The 24391-nt window shown below is 50.8% G+C and carries 20 protein-coding genes; 11 read left to right on the top strand and 9 right to left on the bottom strand.

Annotated elements, in window-relative coordinates:
• Nucleotides 1-45: 45 nt before the first annotated feature.
• The 7 genes from SynRS9902_RS03110 to SynRS9902_RS03080 all read right to left on the bottom strand — a co-directional run bounded on the left by SynRS9902_RS03110 (nt 46) and on the right by SynRS9902_RS03080 (nt 10898).
• A complete protein-coding gene (locus SynRS9902_RS03110) occupies nt 46-1203 on the bottom strand; it encodes a polysaccharide pyruvyl transferase family protein (protein ID WP_186509945.1) in 1158 nt (385 codons plus the stop codon).
• A 1351-nt stretch (nt 1204-2554) separates the two neighbouring features.
• Entirely contained in the window at nt 2555-3634 is a 1080-nt protein-coding gene (locus SynRS9902_RS03105; RefSeq protein WP_186509944.1) for a polysaccharide pyruvyl transferase family protein, read from the bottom strand.
• A 357-nt stretch (nt 3635-3991) separates the two neighbouring features.
• Entirely contained in the window at nt 3992-4924 is a 933-nt protein-coding gene (locus tag SynRS9902_RS03100; RefSeq protein WP_186509943.1) for a hypothetical protein, read from the bottom strand.
• A gap of 140 nt (nt 4925-5064) precedes the next feature.
• Nucleotides 5065-7314 carry a glycosyltransferase gene (locus SynRS9902_RS03095; RefSeq protein ID WP_186509942.1) on the bottom strand — a complete coding sequence of 750 codons (2250 nt, stop codon included), beginning with the start codon at nt 7312-7314 and terminating at the stop codon, nt 5065-5067.
• A 22-nt stretch (nt 7315-7336) separates the two neighbouring features.
• Entirely contained in the window at nt 7337-8296 is a 960-nt protein-coding gene (locus SynRS9902_RS03090) for a GDP-L-fucose synthase (protein ID WP_186509941.1), read from the bottom strand.
• On the bottom strand, nt 8296-9432 hold the full coding sequence (gene gmd, locus SynRS9902_RS03085; protein ID WP_186509940.1) for a GDP-mannose 4,6-dehydratase: 1137 nt from the start codon (nt 9430-9432) through the stop codon (nt 8296-8298). The genes SynRS9902_RS03090 and gmd overlap by 1 nt, the downstream gene beginning before the upstream one ends.
• A 2-nt stretch (nt 9433-9434) precedes the next feature.
• Nucleotides 9435-10898, bottom strand: a complete 1464-nt coding sequence (locus SynRS9902_RS03080) for a mannose-1-phosphate guanylyltransferase/mannose-6-phosphate isomerase (protein WP_186509939.1) — start codon at nt 10896-10898, stop codon at nt 9435-9437.
• 185 nt (nt 10899-11083) lie between these two features.
• Here SynRS9902_RS03080 and SynRS9902_RS03075 point away from each other — a divergent pair, with 185 nt between their 5' ends.
• From SynRS9902_RS03075 to SynRS9902_RS03055, 5 genes are read left to right on the top strand one after another with little or no spacing between them, the layout of a single operon-like run.
• Nucleotides 11084-13921 (top strand): ABC transporter transmembrane domain-containing protein, encoded by a 2838-nt coding sequence (locus SynRS9902_RS03075; RefSeq protein ID WP_255446184.1) that lies wholly within the window; start codon nt 11084-11086, stop codon nt 13919-13921.
• Nucleotides 13921-14847, top strand: a complete 927-nt coding sequence (locus tag SynRS9902_RS03070) for a hypothetical protein (protein ID WP_186509937.1) — start codon at nt 13921-13923, stop codon at nt 14845-14847. The genes SynRS9902_RS03075 and SynRS9902_RS03070 overlap by 1 nt, the downstream gene beginning before the upstream one ends.
• Nucleotides 14847-16181: an HlyD family efflux transporter periplasmic adaptor subunit gene (locus SynRS9902_RS03065; protein ID WP_186509936.1), complete on the top strand. Its 1335-nt coding sequence runs from the start codon at nt 14847-14849 to the stop codon at nt 16179-16181. The genes SynRS9902_RS03070 and SynRS9902_RS03065 overlap by 1 nt, the downstream gene beginning before the upstream one ends.
• 16 nt (nt 16182-16197) lie before the next feature.
• On the top strand, nt 16198-16521 hold the full coding sequence (locus SynRS9902_RS03060) for a hypothetical protein (protein WP_186509935.1): 324 nt from the start codon (nt 16198-16200) through the stop codon (nt 16519-16521).
• Nucleotides 16521-17300 (top strand): peptidylprolyl isomerase, encoded by a 780-nt coding sequence (locus SynRS9902_RS03055; protein ID WP_186509934.1) that lies wholly within the window; start codon nt 16521-16523, stop codon nt 17298-17300. The genes SynRS9902_RS03060 and SynRS9902_RS03055 overlap by 1 nt, the downstream gene beginning before the upstream one ends.
• On the opposite strand, the gene SynRS9902_RS03050 is transcribed toward SynRS9902_RS03055, so the two are convergent.
• Nucleotides 17297-18385 (bottom strand): hypothetical protein, encoded by a 1089-nt coding sequence (locus SynRS9902_RS03050; RefSeq protein ID WP_186509933.1) that lies wholly within the window; start codon nt 18383-18385, stop codon nt 17297-17299. The genes SynRS9902_RS03055 and SynRS9902_RS03050 overlap by 4 nt on opposite strands.
• Before the next feature lie 71 nt (nt 18386-18456).
• On the opposite strand from SynRS9902_RS03050, the gene SynRS9902_RS03045 reads away from it, so the two are divergent.
• From SynRS9902_RS03045 to purB, 4 genes are all read left to right on the top strand, one after another.
• The gene (locus SynRS9902_RS03045) at nt 18457-19662 is read left to right on the top strand and encodes a glycosyltransferase (protein WP_222929474.1); all 1206 of its coding nucleotides are present in this window, start codon (nt 18457-18459) and stop codon (nt 19660-19662) included.
• A 172-nt stretch (nt 19663-19834) separates the two neighbouring features.
• Nucleotides 19835-20242: a hypothetical protein gene (locus SynRS9902_RS03040; protein WP_186509931.1), complete on the top strand. Its 408-nt coding sequence runs from the start codon at nt 19835-19837 to the stop codon at nt 20240-20242.
• Nucleotides 20239-20475, top strand: a complete 237-nt coding sequence (locus SynRS9902_RS03035; RefSeq protein WP_186509930.1) for a hypothetical protein — start codon at nt 20239-20241, stop codon at nt 20473-20475. The genes SynRS9902_RS03040 and SynRS9902_RS03035 overlap by 4 nt, the downstream gene beginning before the upstream one ends.
• A 95-nt stretch (nt 20476-20570) precedes the next feature.
• On the top strand, nt 20571-21866 hold the full coding sequence (gene purB, locus SynRS9902_RS03030) for an adenylosuccinate lyase (RefSeq protein WP_186509929.1): 1296 nt from the start codon (nt 20571-20573) through the stop codon (nt 21864-21866).
• Here purB and SynRS9902_RS03025 read toward each other — a convergent pair whose 3' ends face one another.
• Entirely contained in the window at nt 21867-23009 is a 1143-nt protein-coding gene (locus SynRS9902_RS03025) for a polysaccharide biosynthesis/export family protein (RefSeq protein ID WP_186509928.1), read from the bottom strand.
• Nucleotides 23010-23120: 111 nt separating this feature from the next.
• Between SynRS9902_RS03025 and SynRS9902_RS03020 the strand changes: the two genes are divergently transcribed.
• Together SynRS9902_RS03020 and SynRS9902_RS03015 are read left to right on the top strand one after the other, a co-directional pair.
• Nucleotides 23121-24062, top strand: a complete 942-nt coding sequence (locus tag SynRS9902_RS03020; protein ID WP_186509927.1) for a GNAT family N-acyltransferase — start codon at nt 23121-23123, stop codon at nt 24060-24062.
• 42 nt (nt 24063-24104) lie between these two features.
• Nucleotides 24105-24389 carry an acyl carrier protein gene (locus SynRS9902_RS03015; protein ID WP_255446259.1) on the top strand — a complete coding sequence of 95 codons (285 nt, stop codon included), beginning with the start codon at nt 24105-24107 and terminating at the stop codon, nt 24387-24389.
• Nucleotides 24390-24391: the final 2 nt, after the last annotated feature.

The following is a 24391-nucleotide window of genomic DNA, read 5'->3' as shown; positions in this document are numbered from 1 at the left end:
AGAAAGAATTTAGAATATTCTAAAATTAGACAGCAAGCCATCAATCTATCTTCTGGTTACCTGACAAAGCTTGGAGAATGAGTCGCTAACTTGGAAACCGTTTGCCTCAATTAATTCTTTAAAAACAAAAGCAAGCTCATATCTTCTGGCAAAGTATGCATCCAAGTTGTCCATGAAAAGCTCCAAAAAGGAAAAGGGGCTTGGAAAAGCTTGCGAATCCAAAAATTGATCACAAGACAAGGATGGAATGCTCATTGTTGAGGCTAACCCCGAAGTACGCTTGTCATGAGCTATCAAAACACTAGGAACTCCCGCCTGAAGAGGTATCATAGTGCCATGTATTCGCATGCCAAAAGATAAATCATGAAAAGAAGCACTGAACAACCACTCATCAACACTCGAAAAGACCTGAGAAGAGTTTTTAATAATTGCTTTTGCTATTTGCGGACTAGAGTCAATAGCCCTCTCATAGAAAGCCGGAAAAATATCAGACTCTCGATAAAGATATTTTAGCAATTGAGGCGATTGAAGCACATATCTACTGCCTGGACTTTGACTCAATATTGACAGCATTCTTTTAACAACCTTTCCAGAAAGAGGGTTACCTCCAGAGGCCTCACTAATGAATAATTTAGCAGTACGCCATGAAGTACTCTTCTGCAAATAATTTCGTTCAAACAGATCTTTTGTCAATTGAGTATTGATAAAATTTGAGGGACATCCTGTTACAACTACATTAGTAATACCCAGGCCCCTCAATGCATTCGCTGTATTGAGATCCCTAACGCTCAAAGCAGTGGTTTTAGAAGAAAGAGCCCTAGCAAGCCTGCAAGTGTTAGGACCAAATGAAAGCTCTTGTCCAGACGAAGCCTGTGACCCAAGCCCTAAAACAATGCACTTACCAGATAGATTTTCAACTACCTTAGCCCTAGTTAAATTAGATTGCTCATCTTTGTCGCTCATTCCAAGCCAATTCGCACATGAAATAATTATCTCGGAATTATCATCAAAAACAACATTCTTAGCTTTACTCCAGCCAAGAAGTTGAAAATCTGAAACATTATCTAATAACGAACTAACAGCCTTCCTGAAAACAAAATTGCCAACATTTTGCCCGGTTCGGTTCATCAAAAAATCAGATCCAAACTGGTAAGCGTTAGGAACGCTTGATTCATTTGCCAGATCGAGCCAATATTTGTTCATCTTGACAATTTTTCTTTATTTTAGCATAAACTCCGGCACTCCCACCGCAACTACAGAAAGTATTGAAAAATAGGAGGAGGTGATGCAAGAACTACTCTGAGTCAGGTGAGGTTTTAAACAGTTATTGAAATAATTGTAGCGTAGATGAACAATGAATCCCTAGAGCGTCGTCTAGCGGTTGCAAGGTCAATGCCGCTGTGATAAGCAACGATTAGCAGTCAGTTGGGACATAGCTCTTTCTCCTCCAGGCTGCTTAAATTGGTTGAAGAAGGCCAAAGGCAACCAAAGCCACTACAGCTAGTAGAAATACGAAGTAGTAGCTTCCAAAGTAAAAAGACTGTAATTAAGAGGGAAGGTATTAATACAAAGCCCCTGTGAAATCAGAACGCAAAATTTCAGTTATACGATGGTGGCAACACAAAGATTACTCAATACCCATCTTGTAGAAGATTATTTGTCAAAAGCCAATGCATATAAGCTCGCATAAAATCAAGATTCATCCCAATTAAGAATATCGTATACAACTCTCAAAATTGAAATCTAGTGATCGGTAAAGTGATATCAAACAATCTAGTTTTTTGAACCTTATAATCATTTCCCCAAAACTCTCTTGACGAAAAACTTCAAACAATCTAGATAGAATTTTGTCTACACTCATTCAAGATTGCTCTCAATAATGACAATTAGTAGGAAATATTCCATTGCAATAAGGCTTATCAATCCACATCTTCTAGCTCGGCGAAAATGCATACAGAAGGCATCAAAATTAGCTGGTCAAGCAGAAAAACCATTGCAAAAAGCCTATCAAAGAAAGGTAGAGGCGACACTTAAATATCCATTCTTAGGCCTATATGACGTTAACGAATAACGGGTGTTTGAGGCCAAGCTGAAAAGCTGCCCCACGAAATAGAGCGACGCAAGGTCAAACAGCTTTCTAAGAAGTGACACTTCCAATGAGGTCTACATTGAGACCGAACCCTATTGCCAACTTCAAGAATTTAAAGTAATAGAGATACATAACATCAAACAAAGAGACCAATTGCAGCAGTAATCAACAAAACTTTGGCTTTAAAAATCAATGCAGTTTATATCAATAGCGTACAAGCTTGCGATAGAAGATCCAATATTTATAGACTCAAGGATACCAACCTAGATCTGACAACAAGGCTCTTAAAGAAATATCAAGCGACAGTAAATGCATTCGGAAATCCAACATTAAATATTTTAAGCAAATAAAAATAACAATGAGAGTCTCCACTGTGAAAGGGAGTTTTTATTGAGGCTGGAATAGTTCAGCAAGCACGACAAAACTTGGTACTAAATAAAGCTCTCAAAAGAATAAGCCGACATCTCAGCACAAGTTTTCACAGAAGCTAGCAAAAGAAGGCTTAGTGCTAAAGCCATTAGCATTGATTAGTTCCTTAAAAATAAAAGCAAGTTCATACCTTTTATCAAAATATTTGTTTAGATTTCCCATGAAAAGATCAAAGAGAGCTGACGGATTCGGAAAGCTTTGCAAATCCAAGAATTCATCACAAGTCAACGACGGAATACTCATTGTTGAGGCCAATCCAGCTGTTCGCTTATCATGAGTGATTAAGACACTTGGCACTCCCGCTTGAAGGGGAACCATCGTGCCATGGATACGCATACCGAATGCTAAATCATAAAAGGTCGCACTAAACAACCATTCGTCAACACTTGAAAATACAAGAGAGGAATTTCTAATAATTTCTTTTGCCGACTGAAAATTAGACTTTTGTGTAGACTCGTAAAAACCTGGAAAAACATCAGACTCACCATAAAGATACTCAAGTAATTGAGGAGATTGCAAGACATATCTACTACCAGGACTCTTGTCTAAAACCGACAAAATTCTATTAACTACTTTGACAGAAAGTGGATTGCCTCCAGATGCTTCACTTATAAACAATTTAGTCTCACCCCATGAGGAACTTCCCTTTATAGAACTCCGTTCAAATGAATCTTTCGTCAATTTAGTATTGATAAAGTTTGAGGGACAACCAGTTACAACAATATTATCAATTCCAAGCCCCTTCAGAGCATTTGCAGTGGTTGCATCCCTTACGCTTAATACAGTTGTTTTAGTAGAAAGAGCCTTGGCAAGCCTGATAGTATTTGGGCCTATAGAAAGCTCTTGCCCAGAAGAAGCTTGCGAACCTAATCCTAAGACAATGCATCTACCAGAAATATTTTCTACGATCTGAGCTCTAAATAAATTACGGTCTTCGTCATCATCAGTCATGCCAAGCCAATTTGCGCAGGATATAATTGTTTGAGTATCGTCATTAAAATCTACTTGACCAGCCTTAGACCAGTCGACAAGTTGAAAGTCAGAGACATCAGCTAACAGCGAATCAACAGCTTTTCTAAAAACAAAATTACCAACGTTTTTACCACTTTGACTCATCAAAAAATCAGAACCATATTGATATGCGTTAGGGACACTCGATGCACAATTAAGATCAAGCCAATATTTATTCATACGCAATCATAAGAAGTCTCACTATAGCACGGAGCATGGGCCCATCGGAAAAGTCAAGATTAAAAGTCCATCAGAGATTATGAGGCAATAGTGCTAGAAATAAAATTTATTCGGGGCGTCCCGCATAAAACATCAAATAAAATAAACGACAAAGCTCATAGACATCAAGAAAATAAGCCGTTCAGCTTGACCACGAATAAACTAAAACAATATTTCAGAGCAGAAGCAAAAAACAGGCGTTACTACTAAAACAAGAAAGAACTAAAGACTTTAGATATCTGACTAAATAGTTTCCGAAACTTTATCGATAATTTTATCAAATAGTTTGATTCTCTCGGGATCTAAATTAGATAGATTTACCCAGTTTGTATTTTCTTGCACTTGCGAATCAAGGGAACACGAATCCACCATAAAAAATTTATTCATAATAGTTTTATATGATCCACCTACATATGCAATCATCTCGGACCGTTCCTTCGGTGAGTAAGCATACTTTGATCCATCTGTATGCATTTCGAGTAATTCTCGTTCGGACAATATTTTTTCAAACAACTGAGACACTGGGGCACTCCGCTTGATAGGGTTTCCAAACTTATTTACGTAATGGATGAGAAAATCATAAGGAGCAGTTACATTTTGCTGCGTATCTTCATAAGATTGGGGTAACTCTACGCCGATAATGCGAAGAAAATCAGCAACAACATCAGACTTATAAAGAGAGGACTTTTCAAAAGGTCTAACAATGATTTTTTTATTACCAAATACTGCACCCATTGTACCAAGAATATTAGGCAAATCTAGGTGAAGGTTGCAAATATCATGCCTACGATCTTTTTTTATTTGACGAAATTCATCTACATTGGACCAATCTCCATACTTGAGAGTTTGCAAGAGATCGGAATTGCAATGTTTATCTACTCGCCGGAGATAAATTACAAAATTAACATCATAGTCGACAAATTTATTTTTTAGATATACAAGTGTTTCAAAATCTTCCAAGGCTGTGTACGCAAACTCACAGCTGAGCACTAATGGTGGAATATAAGGTAAATTTATCTCGGCTTGATATGATTTAGTTTGCTCAGACCATGAGTCAATTAGAGTATCTAAGCTTGGAAGAGGTTTATTTTTCAAGTAATCTACGATTCGAGGAGCCCAAGAAAGCTCTGGCAATTTAAATTCTGCTTCTTTACAGAACAAACAGGTTTCAACCATATGGCTCTCTTCAATGAGCGGTTCAGGATATAAATAATACCTGCCAAGTATAGGGCGAAGTAACCTCATGGCACGTTGTATCGAAGTAGTCCCAGTCTTTTGAGTTCCTATGTGAAAAAAAAGCTTTTGTTTCATTTCTGCTAAAAATTCTTATAGGAAAGAGATGAGTCATATACTGATGATAATTGATCTATGATTCTAGACTCATCATGGTATCTAGCAGAAACTAGGCGGCAAGAACTTCTTACTCTACTCATCTGCATTTTACTAAGACCCAACAACCAACGGATACCAGCGCACATGTCTGAGATGTCCTCTGACTTAGATATATAGCCATTACTTTTATGCTTAACAAGCTCACTCACATTGCCTACATCACTTGCAACGACTGGAGTACCGCAAAGCATTGATTCTACTAGCGACATGGGGGCATTGTCCTCTCTAGATGGGAAAATAAATAGATCGGCTGCAGAATAAATATATGCAAGCTTCTCTTCATCATTAATATGGCCAAGATTATGAGATCTGAAGGGGATGTTTAAATGACCATTCCCGAAAAACACAACCTCTATATCGTCTGGACTAAATTCTTCAGACAATAATTGAGCTACAGATTGTAGTAAATCTCCACCCTTTCGCAAATTAGTGATATTATCAGCGCCAAACAACAATAATTTTTTGTCAAGAGGTAGACCAAGTTTAATGCGAGATACAGCACTGTTATGTGGCTTAAAAATATGAGTAGGCATAATATTAGGAATATGGTGGACGGGTCTTCCGCCAAAAACAATGCTTTGCTCTGCCAAAGATTTAAGCCACAAGGAGGGAGTAATTACTTGAATATTATTTAATCTTTTTAACGCACTAACTTTTATATCAAGCTGCTCCTGTGCAAACAGTGAGCCGGCTTTTAATAAATGACATTTAGAGCAATCTTCAACAAAATTTAGGCAGTTTTCACTGTAATGACAGCCTCCTGTAAAGGGATTCATATCATGTAGTGTCCACACGATAGGCTTATTATCTGGTATATTGCTTAAAAGATTGTAATCTAGCAATCCACTTACCCAGTGAAAATGTAAAATATCAAAGAAATCGAACAGCTCTATTAAATGCTCTTTGCTAGCCGATGAATAAGTTGAAGAAAAGAGTTCTCGTGCTGTAGTTTGATGGGTACCGTACACTGGGCCTAAGTTTTTTGTACTCCATGACTCTTGAAGGTCTTCAGGAGATGCTTGGGAATCCCACGGTCGAACTAAAGCATGGGATTTAGTTGGAGTCTGATTAAATAATGAATATGATTGTGCAGAAAATGAGTTTTCTTGTAAGCCAATTCTGAGACGACTAGCTGCAATAGCAGCTCCACCAGAAGAAAAAGTGTTAAAAATTCCAATATTGAATGATAACTTTTGATCAGACTCCGATTTAGAAGATTCGCATGATGAATCTGGTTTTACAATCGAACTATTATCAGTAGAAGTGTCAACTTCTAAAGGGGTATTATTGGCATTATCAAAAGCTTCTTTATATTGATTATGAATTTCAACAAGGTAGTCAAGAGATTTTCTGGCTTGCTTGAAACCACCATATTTACATTGAACTATCGAAAGTTGTGTTATTGATTCAGCTTGCTTTCCACGAGTTTTACAATCTGGATGATATACACTATAAGAAAGACCTGGATGCTTTAAATGCTTTGCGCCGTATTTTTTTGCTAAACCAAGAAATAAATCTGCATCCATCGCATAGTGATCATGGATGTCTAACGGACCTACTTCATCCCAAGCAGATTTAGAAAAGAAAACACTTGGCTGAACCAAGTGGTTAGTAGCCCAATCTAACAGATTTTCAAATTTAATGCTCTCTTCTGAATACTTCTTGTGAGATATGATAGAAAAATTTTTCTCAACCATATATGCATCTCCTACCATGAAGTTGGGCATTTGAAGATCAAGATATTTACTTCTGACAAAATCAAGTGCATATGGCAGTAACAAATCATCTCCGTTTAGCCAACCAAGAAGTTCACCTGTTGCACAAGCAAAGCCTTTGTTGATAGCATCACTTTGACCTTTATCAGGCTCGGAAATGACGACATCAAAAAGCTCTTTATAGTGATTTAGTATTTCATGGGTATTATCAGAACTTCCACCATCCGAGACAATTATTTCAACGTTCTCAAGATTGCTATATTGAATACTTCTAATCGTTTTCTCAAGAAAATTACCTGAATTGTAGAAGGGAATGACTAAGGAAAATCGCACATTAACAAAATCATCGCGCAATTGCTCATTTATGGCTTGTTGATGTTGCTCTAAACTTGATTCCCATGGCAAGATTGAATTGGTATCAAGAGGGGACTTAATTTGCGAGAAATCAGTGATGTTCATAGCAGATTTAAAATTGACGAATTCAGCCTCGACGTACTTGCGAGGAAAATATTGATACAGTATCAGGGAGTCCTTGGCTGAGGGTTATGGAGGCGGACCAACCAATCTTTTTTAGCCGACTTACATCAAGTTGTTTTTTAGGTGTTCCATCCGGTTTGGTTTTATCCCATATAATTTTACCTTGGAAATCCGTTGCCCGTGCTACAGCCTGAGCCAACTCTTTAATTGTAACATCATTACCTGTGCCAACATTAAGATAATGAAGATCATTATAGTCTGGTTTCCAACTTTCTAAGGCAAATACGCATGCCTCACCCAAATCATCCACATGCAAAAACTCACGCAGCGGTGTACCTGTTCCCCAACAGGTCACACTGTCAGCACCTGATTTCTTTGCTTCATGGAATCGACGAATCAAAGCAGGTAAAACATGACTATTCTCGGGGTGATAGTTATCTCCAGGACCATAGAGATTGGTAGGCATCAAGCTGATCGCATCGAAGCCGTATTGCTTTCTCAATGATTCGCAGAGCTTAATTCCAGCAATTTTTGCAATGGCATACCACTCGTTAGTCGGCTCAAGAGCACCAGTCAACAAAGCCTCTTCTTTAATCGGTTGATCAGCAAATTTTGGATAAATGCAACTACTACCCAAAAACAACAAGCGCTTAACTCCACCACGCCATGCGGTTTCAATCACGTTGGTTTGTATTTTCAGATTCTGCAGCAAGAAATCCGCCGGATACGTATCGTTCGCATGAATGCCGCCCACCTTTGCAGCAGCCAAAACAACCACAGTGGGTTTATTTTCATCAAACCAATGTTGCACCGCCTGAAGATCCAACAAGTCAAGCTGATCACGACTTGCTGAGAGCAGATTCTCATAACCACTGCGTTGTAAGGCCCTGCAGATGGCACTACCAGCCATACCTCGATGGCCAGCAACGAAAAAACGATCATCTTTGTTGATGAGCTTCTCCATCAGCCCTTGCTCCGCCCAGCCTGAATTGCTGCAGAAGTAGTCGGTGGATTTTCCATTGATCCAACCACTTTGAATCCTTTCAAACGCAGAATGGCTTCTTTGCGTGCTTCTTCACGATCCGCATCCACCATCTCAGCTACTAGCTCCTCCAAGGTGGTCGTAGGTGTCCATCCCAGCTTTTTATGGGCCTTACTTGGATCGCCAAGCAAAGTTTCAACCTCAGCCGGGCGGAAGTAGCGAGGGTCAATGCGGACCACCACTTCACCACTGCTGCGACGACCCACTTCATCCAATCCCTGTCCTTCCCATTCCAAAGGACCCCATCCCAGGGCTTCTGCGGTGAGTTCGATGAACCTCCGAACACTTTCTTGCCGGCCAGTCGCAATTACGAAATCCTCAGGCGGTCCCTCCTGCTGAAGCATCCGCCACTGCATTTCCACGTAATCCCGGGCATGCCCCCAATCGCGCAGGGAATCGAGATTGCCCATATAAAGACAATCTTCGAGCCCTTCGTTGATCCGCGCCATGCCACGCGTAATTTTTCGCGTCACAAAGGTTTCACCACGCCGGGGGCTCTCGTGATTGAACAGGATGCCATTGCAGGCATACATCCCGTAAGCTTCACGATAATTCACCGTAATCCAGTAACCGTACAGTTTTGCGACACCGTAGGGACTTCTCGGATAGAAAGGAGTGCTCTCTTTTTGAGGCACTTCCTGCACGAGGCCATAAAGCTCACTGGTGCTGGCCTGATAAATGCGACAAGTCTCCTGTAAACCAAGAATCCTCACAGCCTCAAGGATTCTGAGCGTTCCCAATGCATCACTGTTGGCCGTATACTCCGGTGCTTCAAAGCTGACAGCCACATGACTTTGAGCACCTAAATTATAAATCTCATTAGGCTGGACTAATTGAACAATTCTTATCAAGTTGGTACTATCTGTTAAGTCTCCATAATGAAGAATTAATTGTGGATCTGTTTCATGCGGATCCTGATAGAGATGATCAATGCGACTTGTATTGAAACTACTTGCACGACGCTTGATGCCATGAACTTCATAACCCTTCTCCAAGAGCAGCTCAGCCAGATAACTTCCGTCCTGGCCTGTGATACCGGTAATTAATGCCTTTTTCATCTTTAAGACAGAGTACTTCCCATTATTACATCACTTCGTCCGTAGCGATCTTCAAATCGAACGATGTCGTCTTCGCCGAGGTACTCGCCGCTTTGCACCTCAATCAGCTCCACGGGGATTTTCCCTGGATTTGACAGGCGGTGCTTGCAGCCCAGGGGGATGTAAGTGCTCTGGTTCTCACCCAGCAGTTGCTCTTCTCCATCCCGTTCGACGATGGCTGTTCCGCGCACCACAATCCAGTGTTCGGCCCGGTGGTGATGCATTTGCAGCGACAGGCTGGCGCCGGGTTTCACGGAGATTCGCTTCACCTGCCAGCGGCTGTCCTCCACCACACCCGTGTAAGAGCCCCATGGCCTGTAGATCTTCCGGTGGGCCTTGCCCTCCGGGCTGCCTTCGGCCTCTAGCTGCTTCACCACGGTTTTGATCTCTTGCGCTTTCGAGCGGTCCGCAATCAACACGGCATCGTCGGTTTCCACCACCACCAGGTTCTCCACCCCCAGCCCCACCACCAAGCGGTGTTCGCTGCGCAGGTAGCAGTCGCGGCTGCCTTCGGCGATCACATGGCCCTGCAGCACGTTGCCTTGAGAATCCCGCTGTTCTGAGGTTTCCCAGAGCGCGCTCCAGCTGCCCACATCGCTCCAGCCCGCATCCAGCGGCAGCACACTGCCCAATTCCGTTTTCTCCATCACGGCCACGTCAATGGCCACGTTGGGACACTTGGCGAAGGCCTCCCGCTCCAGCCGATGGAATTCCAGGTCGGCCGTGTCTTGCTCCAGTGCTGCCCGGCAGCAGCTCACCACTTCCGGGGCCAGTCGCTCCAATTCCGCCAGCATGGCGCTGGCGCGGAACAGGAACATGCCGCTGTTCCAGGTGAAGCGGCCGGTGGCCAGGAATTGCTCTGCTGTGGCCTGATCGGGCTTCTCCACGAACCGCTTGATCGGCACATGGGCCGGTCCCCCAAGGGAGAAGGGTTCGCTGGCTTCGATGTAGCCGTAACCGGTTTCCGGAGCCGTTGGCACGATCCCGAAGGTCACCAGACGTCCCTCTTCGGCGGGTTGGCGGCCAGCGTCGATGGCCTGGCGGAACTGGGCGGCATCGCGGATCAGATGATCTGCCGCCAGCACCAGTAGCAGCGGGTCCTCGCCGTTGCTCGTGGCCTGCAGTGCGGCCACGGTCACCGCCGGAGCGGTGTTGCGGCCCATCGGTTCCAGCAGAATTGCGTTCGGCTCGACTCCGATCTGCCGCATCTGTTCGGCCACGATGAAGCGGTGGTCTTCATTGCAGATCAGCAGGGGGGCCGCCAGGGCATCAAGGCCATGGAGCCGCTGTTGGGTCTGTTGCAGCAACGTGGCCTCCCCCTCTCCGCTCAACGGCCAGTACTGCTTGGGGTAACTCGCCCGTGACAGCGGCCAAAGCCTTGTGCCGGTGCCTCCGCAAAGGATCACAGGGATCAGCGGTGTGTTCATCACATTGATCCAAGAGCAGGCCCATATCATCGCGGATTATCTAAAGTCCTTATTGACAATCAGAGGCAACAGCGATTTTGTCCCCGGTTTGGGGGAAGACCCGAAAACCCGGCGCAACTTGCGATGAGAGCCATGTGTATTCCAAGTAACTTGACGGTTAATTCGCTAGACGATCCAGCCCTGTGGTGAGCGAATCAACAACGCAATCTGAATTGCTCCACAGCCTGATCAAGGGCCTTGGAACAGCCGAAAAATTAGACACTGGTACTGAAATCGACCTTCGAGGTGGATGGCTGCTGATCAAGGACGGCAGCCTGCGCAGCCTTGCTGCACTTCCTCCCAGCCAGCAATGGTGCACTGTCCAGCGCCACCGGGACGGAGAACTGGTGGGCTGGCTCAATTGGCTGCATCAACGTCCGATCGAGGTTCTGCGAGCGGCTGAACCCACTACGGTCTGGCACCTTTCTGCCGAAGCAGTCGATGAGCTCTGGGGCAAAACTCCCGAACTGGAACAGTTCTGCGCCAAGCAAACTCCAGCAATCGAAGCTGTTCATCTGCTTCAGCAACTCAGCCACGCCAATCAGGAACGCGCGAAGCAGCTGGAGCAGTGGAAACGGCTGATGCCTCAGCTGCGTTGGCTTGTGGATGTGAATCCCACTCCCGCAGACCTGGAGGCCCCCGGCCAGTGGTATTGGCCCGATGGCACGCCCTGGGGCTCTGACACGCAACCCAGTTCTCGCCATCAACGCCTGATCTGGCTGCCCGATCCCCGGCTGCAGCGCGAGCAGGCCCTAGTGAAGGCAGAAATGGGCCAGCTCGTGGCTGCAGCAGCTGAACAAGCCAGATCCACAACGGTTACTCCTGAGTTCTTCGAGCTGCCGCGGGCCAGCGGCCCCCGCGACATTCCGCTGGCCATCTGCCAGGCCATCGCCCTGCATATGGGTGTGCCGTTCAATCGCGACAACCTGCTCGATCAGATCAATGCGGTGCTGGAGCGGCAGCCCCAACTCAATCTGTTCAACATCGGCCAACTGATCAGCAGCCTCGATCTTTCCGCTTCCCTCAGCCAAATCCCCATGGGCCAGTTGGCGCGGGTGCCAACTCCGGCTGTTCTAGAGCACCAAGGCCATTTCGCCGTGCTGGAAGGCATCGAACCCGATGGCCGTCTACGCCTGCTCGAGCCAGAACTGGGCCCCCTGCTTGTCCCCCCCACAGCGCTGATTGCACCGGGTGCCGAACGGATGCAGCTGCTGCTCTTCCGTCGCCGCCCCGGCAGCAAGGAGCGGCGCTTCAGCTGGTCATGGTATGGCCCCTACCTGGCCCCCCATCGCCAGGAACTCATCCAGGTGCTCGCCTGCACCGCAATCACAACCGTGCTCGGTCTCGTGATCGGCCTCGGCATTTTCCGCATGGTTCAGGCGCAGGGCGGGGGCACTGACTCGATCAACGGTGTCATCAGCATTGGCATCATCCTCATCGCCGCCTGCGTCATGGAAGCGGTGGTATCCGTGCTGCGAAGCCTGATCTTCACCGGAGTGGCCAACCGGGTGGACATGGACACGCGCGAAACGATCCTTGATCGAATGGTGCGTCTTCCCCAAGGCTTTTTCGATGAACGGCCTGTAGGCCAGATCACCTACTACTTCACCAAACTTGATCAGCTGCGCGACTTCCTAATCAGCAAGGCACTCACCTCAATCCTTGATTTTGGATTTAGTTTTTTCTTCCTAGTAGTGCTTTGGTGGATCAGCCCCACCCTCACCCTGATCACCCTCAGCTCATTACCACTGTTCATCGTGCTGGCGTTCATCGCCAATCCCCTGATCGACGATCAGATCGGACGAACTGTGCAGGAAGCCATCAGCACCAACAGCTATCTCACCGAGGCGATCACCGGCATCCAGACGATCAAATCTCAGAATGCGGAACTCAAAACCCGTTGGCAGTTCCAAGATCGATATTCCCGCTACATCGGCGAAGATTTCAAGCTCAAGGTAAGCAGTGAAACGATCGGAGCACTCGCCAAGTTCATTAGCGAACTCACCCAGATCGCCTTAATGGTTGTGGGGATTTACCTAATCAGCAAAGGTGAACTCAGCATCGGAGCATTATTTGCTTTCCGAATATTAGGCGGCCGAGTCACAGGCCCGATGATCCAGCTGGTGCAGACCTGGCAGCAATTCAAGATTCAGAGCCGCAACCTGCAGCTTGCTGCCGATGTTGTTGACAGGCCCACGGAACAGTCCGCCCTACAGGCCAGCAACATCCCGATGCCGCCGATAGCCGGTAATGTCTCCATCCAATCCGTGGATTTCAGCTACAGCAGCGGCGGTCCCCAGATTCTCCATAACGTATCCCTTGAGGTGCCCCGGGGCACCTTTGTGGGCATGGTGGGAGGCTCCGGGTCCGGGAAATCAACAATTCTCAAATTGCTGCCTCGCTTCTACGAGCCAGATGCTGGCCGCCTGCTGATTGATGGCATGGACATCAACAAAGTTGAGTTGTACTCCCTGCGCCGCCAGATCGGTGTCGTCCCACAGGATTCGCTGCTCTTCGACGGCACGATCAAGGACAACCTGCTGATGGTGAAGCCCGATGCCAGCGCCGATGAATTGATCCGCGCTGCCAAGGTGGCCTGCGCTCACGAGTTCATCATGGCCATGCCCCAGGGTTACAACTCCTCAGTGGGCGAGAGAGGCGCCGGACTCTCCGGTGGCCAGCGCCAGCGCATGGCCCTGGCCAGGGCGGTGCTGCAGAACCCACGCATGCTCATTCTTGATGAAGCCACCAGTGCCCTCGACGCCCGCACCGAGCGCCAGGTGTGTATGAACCTATTTGAGGCCTTTCGAGGTCGCACCGTCTTCTTCATCACCCACCGCCTCTCCACCGTGCGGCCGGCCGACATGATTGTGCTGATGGACCAGGGAGCTGTAATGGAAGTGGGCACACACAAAGCTCTCATGGAACAAGAAGGCTGGTACTACGCCCTCTATCAGAGCCAGAGCGAGGAGGGATTGAGCTAATGGCACCGATCCAGCTCATTCACAGCGAACAGCAGTTCGCGCACCTGCGTCCAACCATGGAGCGTTACGCCGGCTGCGTGGATCCAGCCCAGTGGCCCATGCTGTCCAAACCACTGATCCTGATCCTCACCACCCAACGCACAGGCTCCACGCTGCTCTGCCAGGACATCGCATCCGCCTGGCAGCTCCCTTATCAACCCACGGAGTCTTTCATCCCCCCGCTCACCGGCATTTTTAACAACGGCATCCCACCGCAAGACTTACACCAACAACTCGCCAACACCCTCAAACAACACAACCAAGCTTCCTGCAGTGTGTTCAAACTCATGGCTGATTACATCGGCTGGCTTGGATTCTTTTGCACACCCAAACAGCAAGCCCTCAGCGCCTCCTACACCGAGCTGTCGGCCAGATTTCTACAACTCATTCAGACACATAGCCCTGAGGGTTTCCACCTTATTCAGCTGAAGCGGAAACACAAATTGAAGCAGGCGATCTCTCGCCTGTTCAACAGCATGGGACTTCCAACCCACATCAGCAGCGACGATGATCAAAAAAGTTTCGACACCAATTTAGTTGAAAAACTAGCAGCTTATCCTCAGCTCGAATTGATGGTGATCGACCAACTGCGCATCATCCTTAGCCAGTGCCACCTCCTGGAAGTTACGCTGAACAAGACAACAAGAATTGACTGCAACATAAGCCTGGAATATGAACACGATCTCTGCAAAAATGCTGATACTTATCTGAACTCCATTAGCAAACAGATGGGCTTCAAAGTCGATTCGATTCAGCGGCAACTCCGCCGCACATCCGGCTCCGTCAGCAGAGATCTGTTGCAACGGACTCTTCACATCCTCGGATTAGGAGAATTGGAAGAAATTGACTTGCAACCCAGCGAACAAGAGATCTCGGTAGGTCAGTAATGGCAGCCATCGAACCGCAGCCAGAACAACGCCCCAATCCTTTCATCGAGGAACCATCGAACACAGTTGAGCCAACACCAAAGCCCTGGAGCTTCAGCCAGCCGGTGCTGCTCAAGAAAACCAATCGCAACCGCAATGTGCTCGTATGGAGCCTCGTAGGGAGCGTGACCTTTGCAGGCGTCTGGTCGGCGATCGCACCACTTCAGGAAACCGTAGCCGTATCAGGCAAATTGCAACCGATTCAGGCGGTGCAGGACATCGAAGCCCTGGTCCCAGGGGTCGTCGAGACCGTGTTGGTTAACGATGGAGAGCGGGTCGCGCAGGGCGACGTGCTGCTTCGCTTTGATTCGCGCGCTGCTAATGCGCGTTTGGAGGCCGCCCGCAGCAACCGCGACCGCCTTCAGAACCAAGTGGCGATCAACCGCGTGATCCTGGGGGAGCAAGACGCCGCGAAGCTCACCGCCAATCAACAACTGCAGCTGCTCAACCAGCGCCGCCAGCAAACCGGCGAGAACAACGCAGCAAGCGAGGCCCTGGCCCGCAGCCGAGTGCGCCTACAAGGCCTGCATCAGGCACTCGCGACAGCAGAGAACATTGCTCAGCGCTACCAGAGCCTGCTTGCCGATGGCGCTACCAGTGCACTCCAAGCTTTGGAATCCCAAGCCAAAGTGGACAAACTCCGCAGCGAAGTGCAGGCCGAGGAGCGGGAAGTGGCTCGCCTCGAAGCCACAGCCAGGGCCACCATTTCGGGGAATGAGGCTGAGCTGCGCAAGGCCATTGAAACCAACCTGAGGGCCATTGCGGACCTCAGCGAAGAGATTGAACAAACCAATGTGCTGATCTCAAACATCGAGGTCACAGCACCGGTAGGGGGCACCGTGTTTGATGTCAGCGTCAGCCGCGGCAGTGTGGTGCAACCCCAAGGCGAAGCCAAGCCCCTGCTGAAGATCATTCCGGCAGGTCCTCTCCAGGCCAAGGTCTATCTGCCCAACTCCGCGATCGGCTTCATCCAACCCGGCCAACGGGCCGATGTGGGGCTAACGTCATTTCCCCGCGATGAGTACGGCTTCATCCCTGCCACCGTGCAACGCATCGGCTCAGATGCCCTCACCTCGGAAGAGCAGCAACGGGTTCTAGGCACATCGGCCCAGGGGCTGCATTTCCCCGCTGTTCTAAAGCTGGAACGTCAGACCCTGAAGGCAGGCCGACGCAATGTACCTCTGCAACCCGGCATGAGCCTCACTGCCGATGTGTTCCTGAGGGAACGCCGCTTCATCTCCACGATCACGGGCGCCATGGAGAAACGCCTACGCAGCCTGGAGAGGCTGCGCTAATGAAAAAAACGAAAGCATGTCAGCTCTGAAGCATCGTTCGATCACGTCGCAACTGCAGCACAACAGCGAGATCCCTATCCATCCGCTCTGGACCTTCCTCCCCAGCGAACGTCGCTCGCGCCAGGCCCTATTCCATCTGCGCCGCCGCCGGCTCTGGGCCTGGCTCAAACAGAAGCGCCAACGCATCGGACTAGTGGTGATTCTGTATCTGCTGATCTGGTCGATACCACTGCTGGCCGGCGAACCAATATTGTCAGCCTTTGCCGTTCTGCCGTTATTGCTGGTGCCACCGGTCGGTTATCTGGTCTACTGGCTGGTCTGGAACGAGTTTCACGCCTGATGCCGGCCTCCTCAACTGCCAATCACAACGGCTGGATCGAACTTATGCCGGGGGTTCCCTGGGCATCGCCAGAAGAACTGAATCGACTGGCACGCCAGCAGGGCCTCTGCCTCGCCATCGCCCAGGCCGCGGTCTACGACGAGATCTGTCAGGCCGTGAACCTCAGCCAAGACGAGGAAATGGAAGCGGTGCGCACCTATGTGGCGCAGCAGGAGATTCACGATAAGCGTGATCTAGAGCAATTCCTCAAAATCAAGGGTTGGAGCCAGGCCGATCTCACCTATTTCTCCACCAAAGGCGAACGCCTGCAACGGTTCCAGGAACAGGTGTTCAGTAACGATGTGAGCCTGCGCTTTCTTGAAACCAAACTGGACCGCGATCAGATCAGCTACTCGCTGATCCGGGTTAGTGATGGCGACCTGGCCTTCGAGCTGCATCAACGTCTTCAAGAAGCTGAAGCCAGCTTTGAGCAGCTGGCGGCTGAGTTCTCGGAGGGGGCTGAACAAAGCAGCGGCGGCAGCATCGGCCCGGTGCCCGTTACCCAGGCTCATCCCACCGTGGCGAACAAGCTGCGCACCAGCCAACCAGGACAACTCTGGCCTCCTTTTTTCCTGGAGAACATCTGGTTGATTCTGCGGCTCGACCAATGGGAGGGTGCGCGACTCAACGACGCAACACGCAACGAACTACTTGATGAGCTGTTTGACGAATGGGTGGAGGAGAGGGTGTCGCAGCTTCTGGCCGGCAACACCCCAAGCCCCCTGCCGTATACGCCTTAGAGGTGTCCTAGAGCCTCAACCAACCAATTCGGCAGACCTTCCACTTGATCGAATTCGATTTTGTTGGCCGGGAAATACAACAAGGTTGCAAAAATCAAACCCTGATAGTCAGGCTCGGCTACATCCAGCTGCTCGGCACAACGTTTGAGTTGCGGTCTGGTCATTTCATCATCTGCATTCACCAGCACAGCACCAAAACCAGAGCTAATCAGCTGGCTGGTGATCTCACCCACATCGGTGTTGAACAGATCCTCAAGGTCTGAAGCGTCAACATCAAGCCACAACTGCGCCAACACTCGCCGCAAACCGCTTAGTTCATCCAAAGTCTCCTGGTCATCAGGAGCCAGGCCATACAACGTGATCAGGGCTTTGATCTTGCGCACCACTTCAGCATCGCTGAGCACTGCCAATGCCTCTTCACCCCGTTGCTGACACAGCACGGGCAATTCAAAATCCTGCAGAGCGGGATCACCTGAACCATTTGCTTCACCTACTGATTCAGCCGCTGGATTGAGATAACCAGCAGGGCCCTCCAGCCGAAGCTTCAGAGCTGGATCACAATGAGTCGCGTAGTCCAAAACAAGCCACTCCGGCAGCAAGGTTTCAGCCTGCGACAGTTTGAATTTATCGGGACCTGTGTAAGGCATGAGAGCCAGCAGCAGATTCAGCAGCCTGGAATGCTGCTCTGGCTGCACCATCCGTTCTGCGAGCAATTCCCTCCACTGACGTTCATCATCAGCCAAAGGCTGACGCGGCAGCGGTCCTTCCAACAGCATCCGCTGCAAGTCCCCCAAGGGGCTGACGTAGAGGAACTCAAGCTGGTCCACCGGCGCCGTTAGCCAGAATTGAGACAAACGATGCCGTGCCACCCGCGCCGCCTGCAGACTGCTTGGTGTAGGGAGCTGGGCGGCGTCCCAGAACAATGCTTCCAACCTAGCCACAGACCAAGAGCGGTCGGGAATGCTTAGGTCAAGACCCATCCACTTGGGCGCAGGCATAGAGATCGAAGGCGCCCCCAACAAATCAACCGCGTCAGGGAGTGGCGCCATCCCCAGCTGCTGCTTGACCCAGGTGCGCAGACCCATGAACTTCTAACTTATAAGGCCCTCAATGGTACGGGTCATCCGCCGCACTCATAGGCAATAAGGTGACACCCATGCATCTGCTATTGATCCACCAGAACTTTCCCGCCCAGTTCAGGGATCTTGGCCCTGCCTGGCTCGCCGAAGGTCACCAATTAACAGCTATTGCTTACACAACTCCTCCTAAAGATTCAACAGCTTGGAGCGGACTTGAACATTTTCGCTACACCTGGCCAAAAGACAGTCAACCCAGTAAGGACGATCGCGGACGGATCGTTGCTGCACTCTGCCAACAACTCCGCAACAACGGCCATTCTCCGGATGTGGTGATCGCACACAGCGGCTGGGGGGAGGCGTTGCACCTGAGTGGGATCTGGGAAGAAGTCCCATTGGTGGTGATGCCGGAACTCTGGGGATCAGCCAAGTCTCTTGGTTTTGGCTTTGATCCTGCCTTGCCTGACGACATATCAGATCCAGATTTTTTTACGGCAGACAACGCAATATCCGCTAAGGCGATCCACCTGAGCCAAGCGGCTCTGGTGGCCAGCCGCAGCCAAAAATCCAGCTTTCCACCACATCTCCGACAGAAAATCATTGTTCAACCTGAAGGTCTGCCTTTAGACAATTACGGAACCAACCGCCAGGCACAGCTTCAGTACGGGGCGAACTACTTCTCAGCCGGGGAACCCTTGGTCACGTTCGTGGCCAGAACGCTGGAACCGCTGAAGGGAATCCGCGAGGTACTAAAGGCCTGGCCGTTGGTGCTGGAACAGCGACCCGATGCCCAACTTCTCTTAGTAGGTGATTGCGACCCTCCCGGGTACGGCATTGAGACACCCATTGGTACAAGCTTTTTAGAGGATTCCCTTGCAGCATTACCAAATCAGACCGATCGCAGCAGCATCCGCGTACTTGGAATGCTCGACCACACCTCCCTAGTGACGCTGCTTCAGTGCAGCGCCTGTCACCTCGCCCCGAGCTATCCCTACACCCTCTCGTGGAGCAACCTTGAAGCTCTGGCCTGCGGTGCTCCGGTGATTACCAACCTCGGCAGCGCCCTAAGCCTTGAGCTTTCAGACAACGAGAATGGACTGTTCTACAGCTTTTCGGATGTGCGCGGGCTAGCCGAACTCGTTCTTGAGCTCCTGAACAAACCCGAACTCCAACAACGACTGGGAGAAGCAGGACAACGCCTTGTGCGACAACGCTTCAGCCAGAAGGTGGCACTGAAAAACTTCGACACCCTGTTTTGCCAGCTCACCAAAGTCAGCAAAACCTGACCGCTCGCTGACGAGCGTCACCCATCACTCAATTCCCAGTCGCATCAAACGATCTGAACCAGTGCCGCACGAGACTCAATGACCGACACAGGCAAAGACGGTTGCCGAAACGTCCTCATGAGCACCAATACCCACTTCCGGGGGCTACATTCACCGCATCGCCTAACTCACGATGTCTGTTCAGCCACCCGTCATTATCGATGAAGGATCCAATCCTCCAGAGATAGTTACGACTGACTCTTTCGCCGAGCTTCTGTTCACTGGCAGCGCCAGCAAAGGCTTTGAAGCGAAAATCATTGATGGGCCTACCGGCATCATTGCTTCAAAGCCCCTCAAGAATGCCAGCATCAAAGCGGCTACTGAGAAGGGTGAAACGCTTGAAATCGGTATTGAAGCTACTAAAGTTGAAAAATCAACCTTCAAAGCAACTGGCAAGGGTGATCTGAATTTCCAAGCCCGAACTGGAACTTACATTGACACTGAATCAAAGGTACAAAAAAGTCTGATTCTATTAAGTTTGGAAGCAAAACAAAACTTAAAGGTGTCGATATCAAAACAGGAAAAGGTTCAGACACTGTGACCTTTGGCGGTAACACCAAGCTCAAGTTCAAAGGCGGAGATTCCACTATTGATCTTGGCGAAGGGGGCAAAGATAAAGTCGAGTTCAAAAACTTCAAGGACTTCAAGAAAGGGGGACTTACCATCGAAAACTTCGATAAAAAAGACAAGCTCATCATCAACGATCAGAAGTTTGGGTATAACAAACTTCAGAAGGAAGATTTCAAAGGAATCGAAATCGACTTTGCCGATTGATTTTTATCACTTCAAAGCCCCTTCTACGGAAGGGGCTTTTTTTTTGCCTGAACGTCGCAGCATAGATTTGTTGGGTTGTTCAACCGAGCGCGCCGGTGATTGAGCGTTACACCCTTCCCGAGATGGGAGCCGTCTGGAGTGAGCAGGCGAAGTTCCAGAGCTGGCTTGACGTGGAAATCGCCGCCACAGAAGCCAACTGTCGCCTGGGTCGAGTGCCCCAGGAGGCCCTCGACACCATTAAGGCCAAAGCCAGCTTCGAGGTTGAGCGCATCCTCGAAATTGAAGCCGAGGTGCGCCACGACGTGATCGCCTTCCTCACCAACGTGAATGAGCACGTGGGTGATGCCGGGCGTCACATCCACGTGGGCATGACCAGCAGCGACGTGCTGGACACGGGCGTAGCCCTGCAGCTGAAACGTTCCGTGGCCCTTCTGCGCACCGAACTCGATGCCCTGGCCGACGCCCTGCGCGAACTGGCCCGGGCCCATAAGGGCACCGAAATGATCGGCCGCTCCCATGCCATCCACGGCGAACCGATCACCTTCGGGTTCAAAGTGGCCGGCTGGCTGGCGGAAACCGAGCGCAACCGTATCCGACTAGAGCGGCTTGAGAAAGATGTGGCCGTGGGCCAGGTGAGCGGCGCCATGGGCACCTATGCCAACACCGATCCCCAGGTGGAAGCCATCGCCTGCGAGATCCTCGGGCTTACCCCCGACACCGCCAGCACCCAGGTGATCTCCCGCGATCGCCATGCCGACTACGTGCAGACCCTCGCCCTGGTGGGCGCCTCCCTGGAGCGCTTCTCCACCGAGATTCGCAACCTCCAACGCACCGACGTGCTGGAAGTGGAGGAGAACTTCGCCAAGGGCCAGAAGGGCAGCTCCGCCATGCCCCACAAACGCAACCCGATCCGCAGTGAGCGGATCAGCGGTCTGGCCCGGGTGCTGCGCAGCTACACCATTGCTGCCCTTGAAAACGTAGCCCTCTGGCACGAGCGCGACATCAGCCACAGCTCCACGGAGCGAATGATGCTTCCCGATTGCTCGGTGACCCTGCACTTCATGCTCCGGGAAATGACCAGCGTGGTGAAGGGTCTTGGGATCTACCCCGAGAACATGCGCCGCAACATGAATGTGTATGGCGGTGTGGTGTTCAGCCAGCGGGTGTTGCTCGCTCTTGTGGGCACCGGCATGAGCCGCGAAAAGGCTTACCAGGTCGTTCAACGAAACGCCCACACAGCCTGGAACACTGCAGGCGGCGACTTCCGCGCCAACCTCGAAGCAGATGAGGATGTGACGAGCCGACTCAGCGCAGCTGAGCTGGCCGACTGCTTCAGCACAGCACTGCACCAGGAGAACCTGGGCGTGATCTGGGAGCGACTGGGGATCTAATCAGCGACCACCGTTCGACGGCATCGGGAGACCCAGCAACCGGTAAACCGATGCCGCATCCACGATCGGCTCGAGCGGCAGCATGGCGTCGCTCATGGTGTCGGTGACCTTCGTGAAGGTATTGCGGTCCACAACCACCACATCACCGTTTCGCAGCGGCGGGTTGTTGGCACTGCTGAGCAGAGCATTGGGGTCGTAACGCAGCTGCTTCACAGTGGTGCGTCCCTCACGGTCCATTCGGATCAATTCAACCCGTTTCACGCTGCCCCGGCGGGTCACACCTCCAGACGCCAGGATCGCGCGAGATAACGGATCGTTGGATCCAATTTGAACCATTCCCGGTGAGAAGACTTCTCCGACAACCTGCACATTGATCACTGCGGGCGCGAAGTTGGAGGCAGCAGTCGTCAGCAGGTCGACATTGACCGGTGATGTTGCTTTGTGGACCCGGATGCTATCGCCGTCATAGATCAACGGATTGGGGGCAAAGCCTCCGTCTTTCAGAACGGTGAGGTAGTTAAAGACGTAGCTCTGGGTTGGTCCACCAGGAGTGGGGGACGGCCTCAGCAACTCCAAACGGGCCAGATCACCTGTGGCAGATATTCCACCAGCCTTCTGAATCACATCAATCATCGTCGGCCAGCCGCCACCATCGGCGCCGACGCTCGTCGCGTCACTGGATATGCCAATGGATCCCTGACTGTCGACCGGCAGCGTGAACACGCCGGGGCGCAGGACCTCTCCCGTCACCGTCACCCGAACCGGTCGCTGCTGAACAAGGTCGAGATAGACGAGGGGGCGACGAAGGAATCGGCTGTAGCCAGCCTTGATCCGCTGGCGAGCCTCCTCCAGGGTCAAGCCCCATACTTCAACCGTGCCAAGCCTCGGAAGGTTGATGGTGCCATCGCTCAACACCTGAACCTGAGCCTCATAGCCCTCAATCTTGAACACCGATGTCACCAGTCGATCCCCAGGCGCCAAGCGGTAGCGATAGGTCTGGGGGGGCAGGCTGGGCGTGGATGGCAGCGGTGGCGGAGCTTGAGGAGACCTGGTAGAAGCCGTCGGTGTCTTCAGCCAGTTAATCCTCTCTTCAGCCTTCAAACCAACGCCCAACAACCCAGGCACCGCGAGCACAACCGCCATAGCAACAGATGCGGTAAAACCTGTCCTTTTGGGCACAACCATGGATGGATCTCAAACAGCGGCCAAATGGACGCCAATCTTCCCGCATAATGCGGTTCAGGCATATGGGCCATGACGCAGACCGGACCAGCAGCGCAGCACGACGTCCTGCTCCCTCCGGGCTGGAGCCAAATCAACTCGGCTGGAAGCCTGTTGTTCCATCTCGACGGTCTTGAGCTGCATCTGATCCCCGGCTCAAGATTTGAGGACGTTGCTGATGCGGTCGGCACCCTGCGGGAATCCACTTACCGTCAGCAGCTCTCCGGATCTGGCAGCACCCGGGACCTCGACGGCCGGGATGGGGCCTACGACCATCTGATTCTGCTGGAACCCAGCAGCAGAACCCTTGCCGGATCCGCCCGGCTGCAGTTCATCCCCCAAGGCACGGCAGCGGAAGACCTGCCCGGCACCCAGCAATCCTACCTGGAGCACGTCTACCCAGGCATCAAGATGATGCTGGCGGAGCAGACCCACCACGTGGAGATCGGTCGGGTGGCCCTGGCCCACCGCTTTCAACGCCAACCGCATTCCCTGATGGCCTTGTTCCGCGGCGGGCTCTTGATCGCAGCCCGCTCAGGATTCAGCATCCTGCACGGACTGGTCTCCTACAACCACTTCGCCCACAGCGACGCCGTAAATACAACCTTCCTCAGTGCCTTGATGCGGCCTCCGTACCGCAGAACGAGCCCAGCACTGCCGCCACCGCGTCACCCGATCAACGACATCCAGCCCAGCGACAGCACCCACCCGATCGGCAACGTTCAGGCTCTTGAAGTGGCGATCCGCCAGGAGCACAGCGAGGACTTCCGTCTGCCGGTGCTGTTGCGCCAATACTTCAACCTGATGGAAGCCAAGGTCTGCGACCTCTCTCTGGCGAAGGATTTCAACCAGATCACGGAGATCCTGATGGCCGCCGACCTCTCAGCCCTGCCGAAGGACCGGCTCGGCTTCTTCATCGAGGTTGACCACCAACCCGTCTACCAGCGGTTCAGCTGGTACCGAGGCGAGGGATAAACGAAGCGACACTGGTACTTTGGCCTGATTAAAAGGGTGGTGGTGTTGGCCGAGGGAACTCCCGATAAGCATCAGCTGGAGGGACGACTTGTCGAGATCCTGCATCGCATTTCCGGCGCCGACCCTGCGGTCATCACCGCCGATGCCCGCCTGATGGAAGACATCGGGATCGACTCCCTCGGGTTTTACGAAATTCTGATCGAGGCCGATACCTGCTTCGGCATCCGCATCCAAGAAGAGCAGCTCCTGCAGTTCAAGACGGTGGGTGACATCCAGCGCCATCTGGAATCACTCAACATCGATCCCCCCAGTTCCCAAACCGCCTGAGA

It is taken from the genome of Synechococcus sp. RS9902 (assembly GCF_014279635.1).
Classification (GTDB): Bacteria; Cyanobacteriota; Cyanobacteriia; order PCC-6307; family Cyanobiaceae; genus Parasynechococcus.
Note: the sequence above shows the minus strand (reverse complement) of the source record. Positions and strands in the feature narration are given on the sequence as shown.